Origin of the sequence: Mycobacterium paraterrae (assembly GCF_022430545.2) — a bacterium.
GTDB classification, from domain to species: domain Bacteria; phylum Actinomycetota; class Actinomycetes; order Mycobacteriales; family Mycobacteriaceae; genus Mycobacterium; species Mycobacterium paraterrae.
Window position 1 is genome coordinate 904,041 of sequence record NZ_CP092488.2, and the last position, 14,592, is coordinate 918,632.

The following is a 14,592-nucleotide window of genomic DNA, read 5'->3' on the forward strand; positions in this document are numbered from 1 at the left end:
TTAAACCCTCTCGATGATGGTGGCGACACCCATGCCGCCGCCGATGCACAGCGTGATCAGCGCGCGGCGCGCGTTGCGGCGCTCCAGCTCGTCGACCATGGTTCCGGTGATCATCGCGCCGGTGGCACCCAGCGGGTGTCCCATCGCGATGGCGCCGCCGTTGACGTTCAGCTTTTCGTCCGGGATGTGCAGGTCCTTCTGGAACTTCAGCACGACGGAGGCGAAGGCCTCGTTCAGCTCGAACAGGTCGATGTCGTCGACCGTCAGGCCGGCGCGGTCCAGCACCTTCCGGGTGGCCGGGGTCGGGCCGGTGAGCATGATGACCGGGTCAGAACCGCTGGTCGCGGTCGCGACGATGCGGGCGCGCGGGGTCAGGCCCTGCGACTTGCCGGCAGCCTCGGAACCGACCAGCACCAGCGCGGCGCCGTCGACGATTCCAGAGCTGTTACCGCCGGTGTGGACGTGGTTGATCTTCTCCACGAAGTGATACTTCTGCAGCGCCACGTCGTCGAAGCCGCCCATCTCGCCGATCCCGTCGAACGCGGTCTTCAGCTTGCCCAGGCCCTCCAGCGTGGTGTCGGGACGCATGTGCTCGTCGTGGTCGAGGATGGTCAGGCCGTTCTGGTCACGAACCGGCACAACCGATTTCGCGAAGTAGCCGCCCGACCACGCGGCAGCCGCCTTTTCCTGCGAGCGCAGCGCGTAGCGGTCGACGTCCTCGCGGGAGAAGCCTTCGATGGTGGCGATCAGATCGGCGCCGATGCCCTGCGGGACGAAGCCGAGGCGGTAGTTGGTCTCCGGGTCGGTCGCCCAGGCGCCGCCGTCGGAGCCCATCGGAACCCGGCTCATCGACTCCACACCACCGGCCAACACCAGGTCGTCCCAACCCGAACGCACCTTCTGTGCGGCGGTGTTGACGGCCTCCAGGCCCGATGCGCAGAAGCGGTTGAGCTGAACACCACCGGTGGTCTCCGGCAGCCCAGCAACCAACGCCGCGGTACGGGCGATGTCGCCGCCCTGGTCACCGACCGGCGACACGACGCCCAAAATGAGGTCGCTGATCAGGTTCTCGTCCAGGTCTGGGTTGCGGCGGCGCAGCTCCTCGACCAGGCCGACGACCAGGTTCACCGGCTTGACTTCGTTGAGCGCGCCCTTGCGCTGCTTGCCGCGCGGCGTGCGGATGGCCTCGTAGATGAAGGCTTCTTCGGACATGAGTGGGGTTCCTCTTCGACAACTGTGTTGGGGTTGGGGTCCGTCGCTGGCGACGCTAGTCCTCCGCACGCCACCCTAACAAAAGACCCGGCCAACCTGTTGGTTGGGAGCCCGGGTCCGCCGAGTCCCGAGCGCCGAACCTGCGTCCAGCCGCGTTCTCGGCACCGACCCTGCGTCTGGCCGCAGTCTCGCGCCATCGCCCCTAATTCACCGCGCTTAAGCTCGTCATTCATGACGGTGAAGCGATTGCAGCCGTACGCCACCACGGTGTTCGCTGAGATGTCCGCGCTCGCCGCGCGGGTCGGCGCGGTCAACCTCGGGCAGGGTTTCCCCGACGAGGACGGCCCGCCCGCCATGCTCAAAGCCGCCCAAGACGCGATCGCCGACGGCGTCAACCAATATCCGCCCGGCATCGGCATCCCCGCACTGCGCGAGGCGGTCGCCGCTCAGCGCAAGCGGAAATACCACGTCGACTACGACCCGGCGACCGAAGTGCTGATCACCGTCGGCGCCACCGAGGCGATCGCGGCGGCCGTGTTCGGTCTCGTCGAGCCCGGCTCCGAGGTGATCCTGATCCAGCCGTTCTACGACTCCTACTCCCCGGTGGTCGCGGTGGCCGGCGCCACGCGGGTCGTCGTCCCGCTAGTGCCCGACGGCCGCGACTTCGCCCTCGATGTCGACGCGCTGCGGCGGGCGGTGACACCCCGCACCCGGGCGCTGATGTTGAACACACCGCACAACCCGACGGGCACCGTGCTGCGCGCGGCCGAACTGCAGGCGATCGCCGAGGTCGCGGTCGCCGCCGACCTGCTGGTCATCACCGACGAGGTCTACGAGCATCTGGTATTCGACGGCCGCGAGCATCTGCCGCTGGCCGCGATCGACGGGATGGCAGAGCGCACCGTCACGATCTCCAGCGCCGCGAAGATGTTCAATTGCACCGGCTGGAAGATCGGCTGGGCGTGCGGCCCGGCCGAGTTGATCCAGGGTGTCCGGGCGGCCAAGCAGTACCTCAGCTACGTCGGGGGCGCGCCGTTTCAGCCGGCGGTGGCCGACGCCCTCAACACCGAGGACGGCTGGGTCGAGGACCTGCGGAACACGTTGCAGGGCAGGCGGGACCGGCTCGCGCGCGGTCTGACCGAGATCGGGTTCGAGGTGCTGCACAGCGCGGGCACCTATTTCCTGTGCGCCGACCCGCGTCCGCTCGGCTATGACAACAGCACCGCGTTCTGCGCGGACCTACCCGAAAAGGTCGGGGTGGCAGCGATCCCGATGACGGCGTTCTGCGATCCCGACGCCGACGACTTCGCAACATGGAATCATTTGGTGCGCTTCACCTTTTGCAAACGCGACGACACCCTCGACGAGGCGATCAGCCGACTTCGGCAACTAAGGCCATGACCTTGCGCCGCAACCCTTCGGTCGCGGCGTAGAGGACTTTCTTCCGCGCCCGGTTGACCAGAAACTCGGGAATAGGCGCCGACGGCTCCAGCGTGATCTCGAAGCGCACCCGGGTGCGGTCCTCGGTTTCGCGCTGCATCGTGTACTCGACATGCTGAGCGTGCTGCTGCAACGTCTTGCCGGCGTCCCACACCACCCAGTCCGGGCCCCAATGGTATTCGAGCACTTCGGTGTCGACGATGCCGGAGACCCTGATGGTGACCTTGACGTGGTGGGGTCGGCCGTCGGGGTAGCGGTCGATCACTTCGGCCCGCTTGTGCACCGACGACCAGGACGGCACCGAGCCGACGTCAGCCAGCGCCTCCAGAATCAGGTCCGGCGGCGCATCGATGACAACCTCGCGCGATGCTTGTACGGCCACTACGAGCAAACTAGCAACGCCGTCTGCCCAGAGGCCTACTGTTTGGAAAATGCAGCAACTCAGTTGGACCGACGACATGTTGCTGCGAGCCGAGAATCCCGCCACCCCACTCCAAATTCAGCTTCTGCTGATCTACGATCCGTCAACTGCGCCGGGCGGCAGGGTCACCTTCAAGGGCATCCTCGAGGAGCTCGACGCGCGGCTGCATCTGGCGAATGTGTTCCGGCGACGCCTCGCCGAGACTCCGGTCGGGCTTGATCGTCCGTACTGGGTTGACGATCCGAACTTCGACCTGGAGTACCACGTCCGGCACATCGGCCTGCCCCAGCCCGGCGATTGGCGACAACTGTGCATTCAGGTCGCCCGGCTGCACGGTCGGCAGATCGACCTGCGCCGGCCGCCGTGGGAGATCACCGTCATCGAAGGCCTCAACGCCGTGCCCGGCGTGCCGAACGGCTCGTTCGCGATGGCGCTGAAACTGCACCACTGCGCGGTCGACGGGATGGCGAGCGTGCAGATGATCGCGGCCCTGCATGACTTGGCGCCGGACAGTCCGCGTCCCGCGCCACCCGACCGGCCGTGGCAAGCCGCGCCGCCGCCCACCACCGCGGACCTCTTGTCTCGTACGGCGTTCAAGGCGTTGACGTACCCGCTGCGCGCGGGAGCGGTGCTGGCGTCGCACGCACCGAAGGCAGCCCTGGGGCTCGCCGGGATGCCGGTGAAGCTGATCAGCCGCATGTCCAAGATCCCCGATATCGGCGCGCCATCGTTTCCACCCAAGACCCGATTCAACCAATCAGTCTCGCCACACCGGGTTTTCGAGGCACGCTTCCACGACCTCGACGCCTTCAAACGGATCAAGGCGCGGGTGCCGGGCGCGACGGTCAACGATGTAGCGCTGGCCTACGTCGGCGGCGCTCTTCGGCATTACCTGGACGGCCACGGCGAACTGCCGGACGAGTCGCTGGTCGCGGCGTGTCCGATGTCGTTGCGTAACGCCGACGAGGCCACCCACGGAAACGCGCTGTTCGGGCGGTTGCAATCGCTCGGCACCGACATCGCCGACCCGCTGATCCGGCTCGCCACGATCACCGAGTCGACGCAGGGCAGCCGCTCGGCACCGGACCGGTCGGCGCAGAGTCAGATCATCGAGCTGATCGGCACGGTGCCGACGGCGCTACTCGGGGTGGCGGCGAAAGCGGCCAGCGTGCTTCCGTTCTCGGGACCGAACGTCGCCAACACCACCGTCACCAACGTTCCGGGCCCTCCCGTGCCGCTGTACTTCTGCAAGGCACAACTTCTGCGCGCGGCCGGTCTGGGGCCACTGATCGGCGGAATGAACCTCATCCACGTCGTGGCCAGCTACAACGGCGTCCTGTCGATCAGCGCCACCGCGGATCGTGACGCGCTGCCCGATCCGAGCAACTACGCCGAGTGCATGGAGCACGCGTTCAAGGAATTGCTCTCGATCGCAAGGTGAGCGCGGGCAGCGATTGTTCAGGCCGCGGCGCCGGTCACCTTCCGTCCTGGTCAGCGCCGCCACGCGGCTGTCGCTCTGAGATCGTGTCCGCTGAGGCGTGACGAGCGTGGTTGCCGCCGCGACGCTTTGCCGTGTACATCGCCTGGTCGGCCTGTTGAATGAGGCGTTCCACGAAATCGACGGTCGCCGGCTGTGGCGCACGGCTGAGGGCGATACCCACTGTGCCAATGCTCGCGGTTATGGGCGGCGTCAGAGTAGCGGTCTGGCGGCAGAGGTCCTCAGCCCACGCTGCGGATCGGCGCGGCTCGCCGATGAGCGCGACAAGAAATTCTTCTCCGCCGGCTCGACAGATGGGAACCCCCGCAGCGCTGCTGCGCCGCAGCAGATCGGCAACGGCGACCAGCGTTTTATCGCCGGTGACATGTCCATAGTTGTCGTTGATGCCTTTGAAATTGTCGAGATCCACCATCACCAGCGTCAGATGGTCATCCGCGTCAACCGCTCCCAAGGTGAGGTCGGCGAGCACAGCCGGGGTGAATGCGCGTCTGTTCAACAGGCCGGTCAGTGGATCCTCGTTGGAGCGGCTGACATAGGCGCGAATGGCGCGCACCGCTCCCCACGCCGCCAATGGGACTGCCAAGTTGAAGAACCAGATCAACCAGAACGCTCGGGCGGCGGTCATGATCTCGGTGGCACCAGCGAGCCGGACCACCGTCGCCACGTTCAACCCAAGTGCGACAACGAGATTGACGATCATGAGTCGTGCGCCGTGGTAGAAGGCGATGTAGCCGCCGGTGATGGCAGCGGCCATGCATATCGGTACTGATTCTTCGATGTTGCGCTGCGCTTGGCTCCACACCGCAATACACGTCAAACCCGTCAGGACCGCGGCTTGTGACTGTCGGCGACTCGGCCAGCGGGTCCACCAGAACACGGCCATCGTCGTGGCGAGCGCTAGGCCGGCCAACTGGGCGGCCAGGAACGCCCACGGCCGCCGTTCGCAGACCAACACCGTCACCGGGATGACAGCTGCTGACGCCGCCACCGCCGACATCATTCGCTGTGCCCACAGCAGCAACCCACGCTCATGCAGGAAAGCGGTGATCCATTCGAACTAGTCGGGCTCCGCCCACGCAGCGATCAACGCCGCCACGACGGGTCGCCCGCGAATGGCACGCTTTTGGGCCGGGCCTGAGGGCAGATGACTGCCCCCGCCCAGATCGGGTGCCACTCAGGTGCTCCTCTTACTCCCCGCCGTGAACATTGTTGACGGCAGACAAATTTGAAAATTTGCGCCCGACGCGAACAATTCCATTCGAGTGGACGCCTGTCGCGGCGAATGAGCCAGCTGCCCGCTGCCAACACGCTGTGAATTCGGTGCAACACATGATCGTGGTCGGACACGTTCTGCGGCCGCCTAGTGCGCGATTACGGGTAGAACCGCTCTCGATCGTGAAATGAGAGCGAGTGACGGGATTCGAACCCGTGTGTACGGCTTTGCAGGCCGCTGCCTAGCCGCTCAGCCACACCCGCATGAGGACATACCGTGCCAGCGCAGTCCGGTCGGGGGCCACCGTTTGGCTCGGCGCGATGCTATGTCCGCTGTCCCGAACCGAAATTCGACATCACCTGTTCGCGAAGGCCTTCGGTCGCGGCATCCAGCACGATCTCACTGGCTCGACGCACCACGAAGGCCGGCACCGGGCCGGCTGGCTCGACGGTGATGTCGAAACGCACCCGGGTCCGGTCGACGCCGACCGGCTGAAGGTTGTACTCGACGTGCTGGCCACGCTGCTGAAACGTATCGCCGGCATCCCAGACCACCCAGTTGGGACCCCAGTGATATTCCAGGATCTCGTTGTCGACGAGCCCGAAGATCTTGATGGTCGCCTTGACGTGATGCGGGCGGCCATCGGAGTACCAGTCCAGCACCTGAATCCGCTTGTGCACCGGCGACCACGACGACAGCGAGCCGACGTCAGCCAACGCCTCCAGGATCACCCCCGGCGGCGCGTCGATGACGATCTCGCGCGATGCTCGTACGGCCACTATCGACCAAGCTAGCAAGCCAATGCCGTAAATGCGCCGATTACCAGCCGATTTCGTCGAGCGGAGTGGTGGTCTGGGGAATCGACCCGACTTCAGCCGGCGCTGTGCGGGAGAACCGCGGCGCAGGGGCGGCCTGATCGGCGCCGTGCGCGTTGACCAGCGTCGCACGCGCGGCCAGGTGCGGGTCGACGGCGGCCTCGCTCCACGTCAGCACCGGCGTCACGCAGGCATCGGTGCCGTCGAAGATCGCCGACCACTCGTCGCGGGTCTTGCCGGCGAACCGCTGCGTGAAGACGTCGAACATCCGCGGGAACTCCGCGATCTCGAACTGCCCCGGCACGTCGTCGGCCGACAGCTCCAGACCGGCCAGCAGCGCCGCGAAGAACTGCGGCTCGATGGCGCCGACCGCCATGTATTTGCCGTCGGCTGTTTCGTAGCAGCGATAGAACGGCGCGCCGCCGTCGAGCAGGAACGACTCACGCTCGTCGCGCATCGCGCCGGTCGACTTCATCGTCCACATCATCTGGGCCAGGATGCTGACCCCGTCGACCATCGCCGCGTCGATCACCTGCCCTCGGCCCGACTTCTCGCGCTCGTAGAGCGCCGAGACGATGCCGAGCAACACGAACATCGAGCCGCCGCCGAAGTCGGCGACCAGGTTCAGCGGCGGCATCGGCGGCCGGTCGCGGTAGCCCAGCGCCGACAGCGCCCCGGTCTGCGACAGGTAGTTGATGTCGTGACCGGCGGTGCTGGCCCGCGGCCCGTCCTGCCCCCAGCCAGTGATGCGGGCAAAGATCAGCCGCGGATTGACCGCCGTGCAGTCGTCCGGCCCGATGCCGAGCCGCTCACAGGTGCCAGGCCGGAAGCAGTCGAGCAGCACGTCGGCCTTGGCCGCCAGATCCAGCAGCTGCTGCGGGTTGGCTTTGACGTCCAGGTCGACGATTCGCTTCCCGCGGTGCAACAGGTCGAGATTCTCGGCGGGCAGTATCAGTCCGCCGGGGCGACGGACCCGTACGACGTCGGCGCCCAGATCGGCGAGAATCATCGCCGCATGAGGACCCGGGCCGATGCCGCCGAGCTCGATCACCCGTACCCCGGCAAGCGGCCCGGTCAAGCGCTCTCCTTCTTCACCTTCAGCACCTGATCGCGCAGGCCTTTGGTGCCGGTGTCGACGGTCCCCTTGATCGCCCGCTTGATGACGAAACCGGGCAGCGGCACCACCGGGTCGACGCTGATCGCGAAGACGACCTTGGTCTTGTCGCCGTCGGGCGTCAGCGTGTACGACGCGTCCTGTGAGCGTTGCTGACCGGAGCTGACCAGCGTCCAGCTGACCTTGTTCTCGCCCCATGTGTAGGCAATCACTTGTTCGTCGGTGATGCCCGCGGCCTTCACCTTCATCTTGACCTTCAGCGGCCGGCCGTCCTTGTCTTCCTCGAGAACCTCGGCGCTTTGGTGAGGCGGCGACCAGTCGGTGACCGTGTCCATATCGCCGATGACATCGAGGATCTCCTCGGGGGTCGCCTCGATGACGATTTCGCGGGTTTCGTTGATTGCCATCACCGGACCATAGCGAGACACGCCATGCGAAGGGCGGTTTCGACCGCACACGCGTAGCGTCAACGTCGTGACCGCAGCTGCTTCCTACACCGTGGGCGACTACCTGCTGGACCGCCTGGCTGAACTCGGCGTCACCGAGGTGTTCGGTGTACCCGGCGACTACAACCTGGAATTCCTCGACCACATCGTCGCCCACCCGAAGCTCCGCTGGGTGGGTAACGCCAACGAGCTCAACGCCGGCTATGCCGCCGACGGGTACGGCCGTCTGCGTGGGATGTCGGCGGTGGTAACCACTTTCGGCGTGGGTGAGCTTTCGGCGGCCAACGCCGTCGCGGGCAGTTACGCCGAGCACGTGCCGGTCGTGCACATCGTCGGTGGGCCGTCCAAGGACGCACAGGGCACCCGCCGGGCGCTGCATCACTCGTTGGGCGACGGCGACTTCGAGCACTTCCTGCGCGTGAGCCGGGAATTCACCTGCGCGCAAGCCAATCTCATGCCGGCCACCGCGACCAGGGAGATCGACCGGGTGCTGTCCGAGGTCCGCGAGCAACGCCAGCCGGGCTACTTGCTGCTGTCCACCGACGTGGCCCGCTTCGAGACCGAGCCGCCCAGCGCACCGCTGCCGCGTTATACCGGCGGGACCAGCCCGCGGGCGCTGGCCTTATTCACCGAAGCCGCAAGCACTCTCATCGCAGACCATCAGCTGACGGTGCTGGCCGACCTGTTGGTGCACCGGCTGAACGCCGTCGACAAGCTCGAGGAGCTGCTGGCCGCGGATGTCGTTCCGCATGCCACGCTGATGTGGGGGAAGAGCCTGGTCGACGAGAGCGCACCGGAGTTTCTCGGCATTTATGCGGGCGCGGCCAGCGCCGACCCGGTGCGGGCGGCGATCGAAGAGGCGCCGGTGCTGGTAACCGCCGGTGTGGTGTTCACCGACATGGTCAGCGGTTTCTTCAGCCAGCGCATCGACCCGGCCCGCACGATCGACGTCGGACCGCAGCAGAGCACGGTCGGCAGCCAGGTCTTCGCGCCGCTGGAAATGGATGCCGCCCTCGAGGCCCTCACCGCGATCCTCTCCGAGCGTGGTATCCGCTCCCCCGCCGTGGTGTCGAGCTCCGACGTCCCACCGGCGGTGACACCGGGTCGCGACGAACCGTTGAACCAGAAAGTGTTGTGGGACAGGTTCTGTGAGGCGCTGACGCCCGGCAACGTGGTGCTCGCGGATCAGGGCACGTCGTTCTACGGGATGGCCACCCACCGGCTGCCGCAGGGCGTCACGTTCATCGGCCAACCGCTGTGGGGTTCGATCGGATACACGCTGCCGGCCACCCTCGGCGCCGGCCTGGCGCAGCGTGATCGGAGGCCGGTGCTGCTGATCGGTGATGGCGCCGCGCAGCTGACGGTGCAGGAGCTGGGCGCCTTTTCCCGGGAGGGCCTGTCCCCGGTCGTCGTGATCGTCAACAACGACGGCTACACCATCGAGCGGATGATCCACGGGAAGACCGCCCCCTACAACGACATCGTTCGATGGAGTTGGGCCGACATTCCCACCGCTCTCGGCGTCACGAACCATCTGACGTTTCGCGCCGAGACCTACGGCGAACTCGACGACGCGTTTCGCGCGGCCGCCGAACACCAAGACCGGATGGTGCTGATTGAAGCGGTGGTGCCGCGCCTGGACGTCCCGGATCTGCTCACCGACTTGGTTTCCGATCTCGGTTAGCTTCGTTCGGTCCCCGTTCGCGGGCCGAGCAGTTTGCGCAGGGTGCGGCGGCAGCGCCCGCATTCGGCGCCGGCCCCGCAGGCCGCGGCGATCTGATTAGTTGTCGACGCCCCACCGGCAATGGCGTCAGCCACCACCTGGCTGGTAATCCCGTTGCACAAACAGACGAACACGAGCGGCGGCTTACTCGTCGATCCGCATCATGTCGTGAAACGTGCCGACGAACACCGGTGGATAGGCGCCGCGGCCGGCCCCGTCGATCCACGGTGCGGCGGTGTCGGGATGATCGATCCAGCTCCGCGCGTGCTCCTCGTCGTCGAGTTCCTGGAGGATCATCACTTCATGGCTGTCGTCGAAGGCCTGGAACAGCCGTGTCTCGCGGATGCCAGCAGCCTCAAATCTGGTTGAGGCGCTGCGGATTTCGTGAGTCAGCACCGGAACGCTGTCGACCGACGAGATGGCTGCGACCACCACGCCCGGGGCGGATTGTTCCGAACGTGCCCCCGACCCGAACCGCTCGACGATCTCGCCGGCGAAGACGGCCGGGATGTCGTCGACGCCGACCGCGTCGAACCATTCGAAGAAGACCCGTGAACGCAGCAACTCCACGATCGGCTCCCGGCTGCGCACGCCGATCGTGACCAGCACGCGGCCGTAATCGTGCGTCGAGGTGTACAGCAGCACGTGGTGCGCGCCGATGTCCGCGAGTGCCGATCTGCGCCGGGTGAGCAACGGCCAGACCTGCCCGGGGTCCGGCACGCGGTAGTCGGACGCGATCACCAGCGAATGCGAATGGGAGTCCACCGCGCTCACCGTAGCTGGTCCTTCATCACCTTCCCAGTCGCGTTCAGCGGCAAGCTCGTGAGGAACTCGACGTACCGGGGAGCCTTGAATCCAGCCATCCGGTCGCGACACCACGCCATCAAATCCTCGTGCGACACCGCAGATTTCGGCACCACGAAGGCCTTTCCTACCTGGCCGAGCCGTTCGTCGGGCACACCGATCACAGCGACCTGCGCAATCGCCGGGTGCTCCAGCATAAAACCCTCGATCTCGGCCGGGTACGCGTTGAACCCGCCAACGATGAACATGTCCTTTTTACGCCCGTCGATCCTCAACCGGCCCGAGTTGTCGAAACTGCCCAGGTCCCCGGTGTGCAGCCAGCCGGCGTCGTCGATGGCCGCGGCCGTGGCTTCGGGATCGTCGAGGTAGCCCTGCATGACGCCATAGCCGCGCACCAGAACTTCGCCGTCGTCGGCGATGCGCACCTCGACGTCCTTGCACGGCAGACCCGCGGTGGTGGCGACATCCTCGAAGGAGTCGCCGGGCCGCGACAGCGTCACGTTGCCGGCTTCGGTGAGGCCGTAGCCCGTCATCAGCGTCTCGAACGGCAATTCGTCGTGAATGCGCCGAACCAGCTCGACGGGAATGTCGGCGGCACCGGTCACGCCCGCCCGCAGCGAGGACAGCTTGGTTTTGTCATCGACCGTCAGCAACGAGTGATACATCGTCGGAGGGCCGGGCAGCATCGAGATCTTCTCGCGTGCAACAATATTCACGACAGATTCGAGATCGAATACCGGCAGCGGCAGCATCGTCGCACCGCGCAGGAACGACGCGATCAGGCCCGCCTTGAGACCAAAAGTGTGAAAGTACGGGTTGATCATCAAATAGCGGTCGCCCTCGCGCAGATCCGCGAGCGTCGCCCACTCCTCGTACATCCGCAGCGTCTGGCGATGGTTCATCATCGCTCCCTTTGGGCGACCTGTGGTGCCCGACGTGAAGATGATGTCGGAGACGTCGGCGCCGTCGACCTGACGCTCGAAAGGCGCACCGCTGGAGAGGAAGTCGGAGCCGAGGTCGAGGACCGGGATGCCGGCGGGTGCGGTGTAGTCCTGGTCGAGGAATCCCTGCTGCACCAGAACGGCCTTGGCGTTGCTCCGGGTGATGATGTCGCCTGCTTCGTCGGGTTTGAAGCGGGTGTTGACCGGCACCAGGACGCCACCGGCCGTCATGATGCCGAACGCCGCGATGATCCAGTTCGCCGAGTTCGGCGCCCAGAGCGCGACCCGGTCGCCTTTGTCGACTCCGAGGTCAGCGAACGCGCCTGCCGCGCAACGGATTCGGTCGACGATCTGGCGAAAAGTGAAGCGCAGCGGACCGTCGACGACAGCTTCCGCGTCGCCGAACCGGTCCGCCGCGCTCGTGACCATCTCGGGGATGGTCTGCCACGGACTACTCAGGGCGCCGTCCCTGTCAGACCGTGACGAGTCGACCGAGGTTGCCGCCCATGATCTTTGCCTGGTCCTCCGGCTTGAGGTGCGACAGCGCCTCGATGTAGTAGGTCGGCTCCGCCAACCCCTCGGGGTGCGGCCAGTCCGAGCCGTACAGCACCTGGTCCACGCCGACGAGGTTGACCAGGTCGTCGATGCCGTCCTCGAAGAAGGGGCTGACGTGAATCCGGTTCTTGACCATTTCGACCGGGTCGCTCGGGAACGCCTCCGGGGCCTTGCGGAAGACCTCGGCCAGACCGTCCAGCAGTGGGGTCATCCACTTCGAGCCGGCCTCGACGATCGCGACCTTGAGCTTCGGGTGGCGGTAGAGCGCGCCGTGGATCACCCACGAGCCGACCGAGTCCTGGATCGGCCGCCACTCGTTCAGGATGCCCATCGCGTTGGTCTGGAACGGCAGCATCTCCTGATCGGCGCCGTCCCACTCGGAGGTGTAGCGGGAGTAGCCGCTGTCGCTCGAGTGCATGCCGACCAGCACGTCGTGCTCGACAACGCGCTCCCAGAACGGGTCGAACTCGGGCACCGCGAACGAGCGCGGACCGCGGTAACCAGGCACGGGTGCCGGCCGGACCAGGATGGCGCGGGCGCCGCGCTTGACCGCCCACTCCAACTCCTCGATCGCCTTCTCGACGATCGGCAGGGTGATGACCGGCGTGGTGAAGATCCGGTTCTGGTAGTTGAAGCCCCAGACGTCGTCCAGCCATTCGTTGAGCGCATGCACCAGGACGTGAATCGCCAGCGGATCGTCACGCAACCGCTCTTCGAGCAGGCTGGCCAGCGTCGGAAACATCAGCGTCTTGTCCAGACCCAGCTCGTTCATCGTCTCCAGCCGCGGCCCGGGCTCGAAGAACGCCGGGATCGCGCGCATCGGCTCACCGAACAACTCGCGCTTGGTCTTGCCCTCTGGGTTGCCGTACTTGAAGTACTCCTCCCAGGCGCCCGGCCGGGCGACGACCTCGAAGGTCGGGTTCGGGATGTAGTTGCTGATCTGGCCGCGGATGGCGATCTTGGTGCGCCCGTTGATCTGCACGTACTGGACGTAGTCCTTGTACTCCTTGGGCAGGAATTTGGTGAGCGCCTCCGGCGGCTCGTAGAGATGGTTGTCCGCGTCGAAAATCGGGAACGGGACGTCCACTCTGTGCGACAGCTGCCCCATGAAATCCTCCTTCACAATTTGTGAGAATGATATTCTCACAGCCGTGTTATCGCAATGCCCTCGGCCCCCTCGGACGCGCCCTGCGCGGACTTGCTGGTGAATATTGCGCATTGGCTCAACCCGCCGACCGGCAAACGTTAGTGTCGTAACTAAGGCAGCGGTGATGCTATTCTCCGCTGCGGAGAATGCCACTATCGCCACGTATCCGCGGGCGGCCGGAGGAACGTATGACAACCATCGGTGGAGCCGCGCTTGCCGTGGCGGTGGCAGCCGTGACCGCGACCGCCACCGCGGCGCCGTCGTTGGCCGACGACCCGGTTGCCCACGACGTCAGGTATGTCGTCACCGCGGCGAACCCGATCTGGGCCGACATCTACTACCTCGACCAGCAGCCGCCGAAGTACTCCGACTACAGCCACAATCCGTACCAGTACACGCCCAACGTGCAGGCCGACATCGGTCCAGGGCATCCGTGGACGTCACCGCCGGTGATGCTCACCGACCCCAACAACTACGCCATGGTCGTGGTCAGCACCGGCACCGAACCCGGCACCCCGATGTTCCACTGCGCATTGGTCGTCGACGGAAAGGTCGTCGTATCCAACGACGGCCCCAAGGGCACGCTCTGTTCGCTGCGCTCCTGGTGAGCGCGCTAGATTTGCGGATCTCCCTCGAGGTTGCGCAGGTAGGCCTCGACGATCTCGATGGTCTCGCGGTGGCCGGCGGACATGTCGAGGGCCTGCTCGATCACCAGAACGCGGGACACGCTGGTCATCAGCACCGACCACACCAGCGGCGGGAATGTCGCCGGGTCGACCCCGTAACCCTCCAGGATCGTCGTCAGCGCCTTGCGTTGCTCCTCGCGAAAACGCTCGGCGTAATAGGCGATTTCGGCTTTCAATGCTTTCCGGTGGTTGGCCAGCGCGATGAACTCCATCGTGATTGCGGTGGCCGCCGGGTCGGTGCTGAACCGCCACAGCGCCCACAACGGCTGCGGCGCCCGCAGCATCTGCGCCTGCACTTCAAGCCCTTCTTCGGCGCGGCGACGAAACGCCGCCAGGAACAGCTCGTCCATGTTGCGGAAGTAGTAGTGCACCAGTTGCGGCTTGAGCTCGGCCCGTTCGGCGACGCGGCGCGAAGTCACTGCGGCATAACCCTCTTCGAGCATCAGTTGCTCGGCGGCGTCGAGCAGCACCCCGCGGTTCTTGGCGTCCGGGGCGCCGATCCTGCGGGCCGAAGTCATGCCGTTGTTCCACACTCTCGACGAAATTTGCTGAACATGAACGATCGTAGCGTCGGGCC

15 protein-coding genes and 1 tRNA gene are annotated in these 14,592 nt (G+C 65.9%); 4 read left to right on the plus strand and 12 right to left on the minus strand.

From position 1 onward, the window contains the following. Entirely contained in the window at positions 1-1,212 is a 1,212-nt protein-coding gene (locus MKK62_RS04170; protein ID WP_240262254.1) for an acetyl-CoA C-acetyltransferase, read from the minus strand. 231 nt (positions 1,213-1,443) lie between these two features. On the opposite strand from MKK62_RS04170, the gene MKK62_RS04175 reads away from it, so the two are divergent. Further along, positions 1,444-2,613, plus strand: coding sequence for a pyridoxal phosphate-dependent aminotransferase (locus MKK62_RS04175; RefSeq protein WP_240262253.1), 1,170 nt, complete (start codon positions 1,444-1,446; stop codon positions 2,611-2,613). On the opposite strand, the gene MKK62_RS04180 is transcribed toward MKK62_RS04175, so the two are convergent. After that, entirely contained in the window at positions 2,585-3,034 is a 450-nt protein-coding gene (locus MKK62_RS04180; RefSeq protein WP_240262252.1) for an SRPBCC family protein, read from the minus strand. The genes MKK62_RS04175 and MKK62_RS04180 overlap by 29 nt on opposite strands. A gap of 49 nt (positions 3,035-3,083) precedes the next feature. Between MKK62_RS04180 and MKK62_RS04185 the strand changes: the two genes are divergently transcribed. After that, a complete protein-coding gene (locus tag MKK62_RS04185; RefSeq protein ID WP_240262250.1) occupies positions 3,084-4,514 on the plus strand; it encodes a WS/DGAT/MGAT family O-acyltransferase in 1,431 nt (476 codons plus the stop codon). A 34-nt stretch (positions 4,515-4,548) separates the two neighbouring features. Here MKK62_RS04185 and MKK62_RS04190 read toward each other — a convergent pair whose 3' ends face one another. The 5 genes from MKK62_RS04190 to MKK62_RS04210 form a co-directional block, all read right to left on the minus strand. Then, on the minus strand, positions 4,549-5,559 hold the full coding sequence (locus MKK62_RS04190) for a GGDEF domain-containing protein (RefSeq protein ID WP_240262249.1): 1,011 nt from the start codon (positions 5,557-5,559) through the stop codon (positions 4,549-4,551). A 417-nt stretch (positions 5,560-5,976) separates the two neighbouring features. Next, positions 5,977-6,047 (minus strand) — tRNA-Cys (locus tag MKK62_RS04195). 60 nt (positions 6,048-6,107) lie between these two features. Continuing rightward, the gene (locus MKK62_RS04200) at positions 6,108-6,563 is read right to left on the minus strand and encodes an SRPBCC family protein (RefSeq protein ID WP_240262248.1); all 456 of its coding nucleotides are present in this window, start codon (positions 6,561-6,563) and stop codon (positions 6,108-6,110) included. Between the two features lie 40 nt (positions 6,564-6,603). Next, entirely contained in the window at positions 6,604-7,677 is a 1,074-nt protein-coding gene (locus MKK62_RS04205) for a CaiB/BaiF CoA transferase family protein (RefSeq protein WP_240262247.1), read from the minus strand. Further along, entirely contained in the window at positions 7,674-8,120 is a 447-nt protein-coding gene (locus tag MKK62_RS04210; RefSeq protein WP_240262246.1) for an SRPBCC family protein, read from the minus strand. The genes MKK62_RS04205 and MKK62_RS04210 overlap by 4 nt, the downstream gene beginning before the upstream one ends. A 67-nt stretch (positions 8,121-8,187) precedes the next feature. Here MKK62_RS04210 and MKK62_RS04215 point away from each other — a divergent pair, with 67 nt between their 5' ends. Beyond that, a complete protein-coding gene (locus MKK62_RS04215; RefSeq protein ID WP_240262244.1) occupies positions 8,188-9,843 on the plus strand; it encodes an alpha-keto acid decarboxylase family protein in 1,656 nt (551 codons plus the stop codon). Here MKK62_RS04215 and MKK62_RS04220 read toward each other — a convergent pair. From MKK62_RS04220 to MKK62_RS04235, 4 genes are read right to left on the minus strand one after another with little or no spacing between them, the layout of a single operon-like run. After that, positions 9,840-10,016, minus strand: a complete 177-nt coding sequence (locus MKK62_RS04220) for a (2Fe-2S)-binding protein (protein ID WP_240262243.1) — start codon at positions 10,014-10,016, stop codon at positions 9,840-9,842. The two genes, MKK62_RS04215 and MKK62_RS04220, sit on opposite strands and share 4 nt — an antisense overlap. 10 nt (positions 10,017-10,026) lie before the next feature. Further along, positions 10,027-10,647, minus strand: a complete 621-nt coding sequence (locus MKK62_RS04225; protein WP_240262242.1) for a fatty-acid--CoA ligase — start codon at positions 10,645-10,647, stop codon at positions 10,027-10,029. Positions 10,648-10,652: 5 nt separating this feature from the next. Continuing rightward, a complete protein-coding gene (locus MKK62_RS04230) occupies positions 10,653-12,056 on the minus strand; it encodes a FadD3 family acyl-CoA ligase (RefSeq protein ID WP_240262241.1) in 1,404 nt (467 codons plus the stop codon). Between the two features lie 43 nt (positions 12,057-12,099). Beyond that, positions 12,100-13,290 (minus strand): amidohydrolase family protein, encoded by a 1,191-nt coding sequence (locus tag MKK62_RS04235; RefSeq protein ID WP_240262240.1) that lies wholly within the window; start codon positions 13,288-13,290, stop codon positions 12,100-12,102. 227 nt (positions 13,291-13,517) lie between these two features. Between MKK62_RS04235 and MKK62_RS04240 the strand changes: the two genes are divergently transcribed. Next, entirely contained in the window at positions 13,518-13,937 is a 420-nt protein-coding gene (locus MKK62_RS04240) for an Rv2576c family protein (protein ID WP_240262239.1), read from the plus strand. A 5-nt stretch (positions 13,938-13,942) separates the two neighbouring features. Here the strand turns inward: MKK62_RS04240 and MKK62_RS04245 are convergent, their stop codons facing one another. Next, complete coding sequence (locus MKK62_RS04245; RefSeq protein ID WP_350355746.1) at positions 13,943-14,533, minus strand: TetR/AcrR family transcriptional regulator; 591 nt, start codon at positions 14,531-14,533, stop codon at positions 13,943-13,945. Positions 14,534-14,592 lie beyond the last annotated feature (59 nt).

Excerpts from the sequence above, each read along its gene's own strand:
- MKK62_RS04245 (WP_350355746.1), bottom strand. The coding sequence starts at position 14,533 with ATGACTTCGGCCCGCAGGATCGGCGCCCCGGACGCCAAGAACCGCGGG.
- MKK62_RS04185 (WP_240262250.1), top strand. The coding sequence starts at position 3,084 with ATGCAGCAACTCAGTTGGACCGACGACATGTTGCTGCGAGCCGAGAAT.
- MKK62_RS04210 (WP_240262246.1), bottom strand. The coding sequence starts at position 8,120 with ATGGCAATCAACGAAACCCGCGAAATCGTCATCGAGGCGACCCCCGAG.
- MKK62_RS04235 (WP_240262240.1), bottom strand. The coding sequence starts at position 13,290 with ATGGGGCAGCTGTCGCACAGAGTGGACGTCCCGTTCCCGATTTTCGAC.
- MKK62_RS04240 (WP_240262239.1), top strand. The coding sequence starts at position 13,518 with ATGACAACCATCGGTGGAGCCGCGCTTGCCGTGGCGGTGGCAGCCGTG.
- MKK62_RS04230 (WP_240262241.1), bottom strand. The coding sequence starts at position 12,056 with ATGGTCACGAGCGCGGCGGACCGGTTCGGCGACGCGGAAGCTGTCGTC.
- MKK62_RS04175 (WP_240262253.1), top strand. The coding sequence starts at position 1,444 with ATGACGGTGAAGCGATTGCAGCCGTACGCCACCACGGTGTTCGCTGAG.
- MKK62_RS04170 (WP_240262254.1), bottom strand. The coding sequence starts at position 1,212 with ATGTCCGAAGAAGCCTTCATCTACGAGGCCATCCGCACGCCGCGCGGC.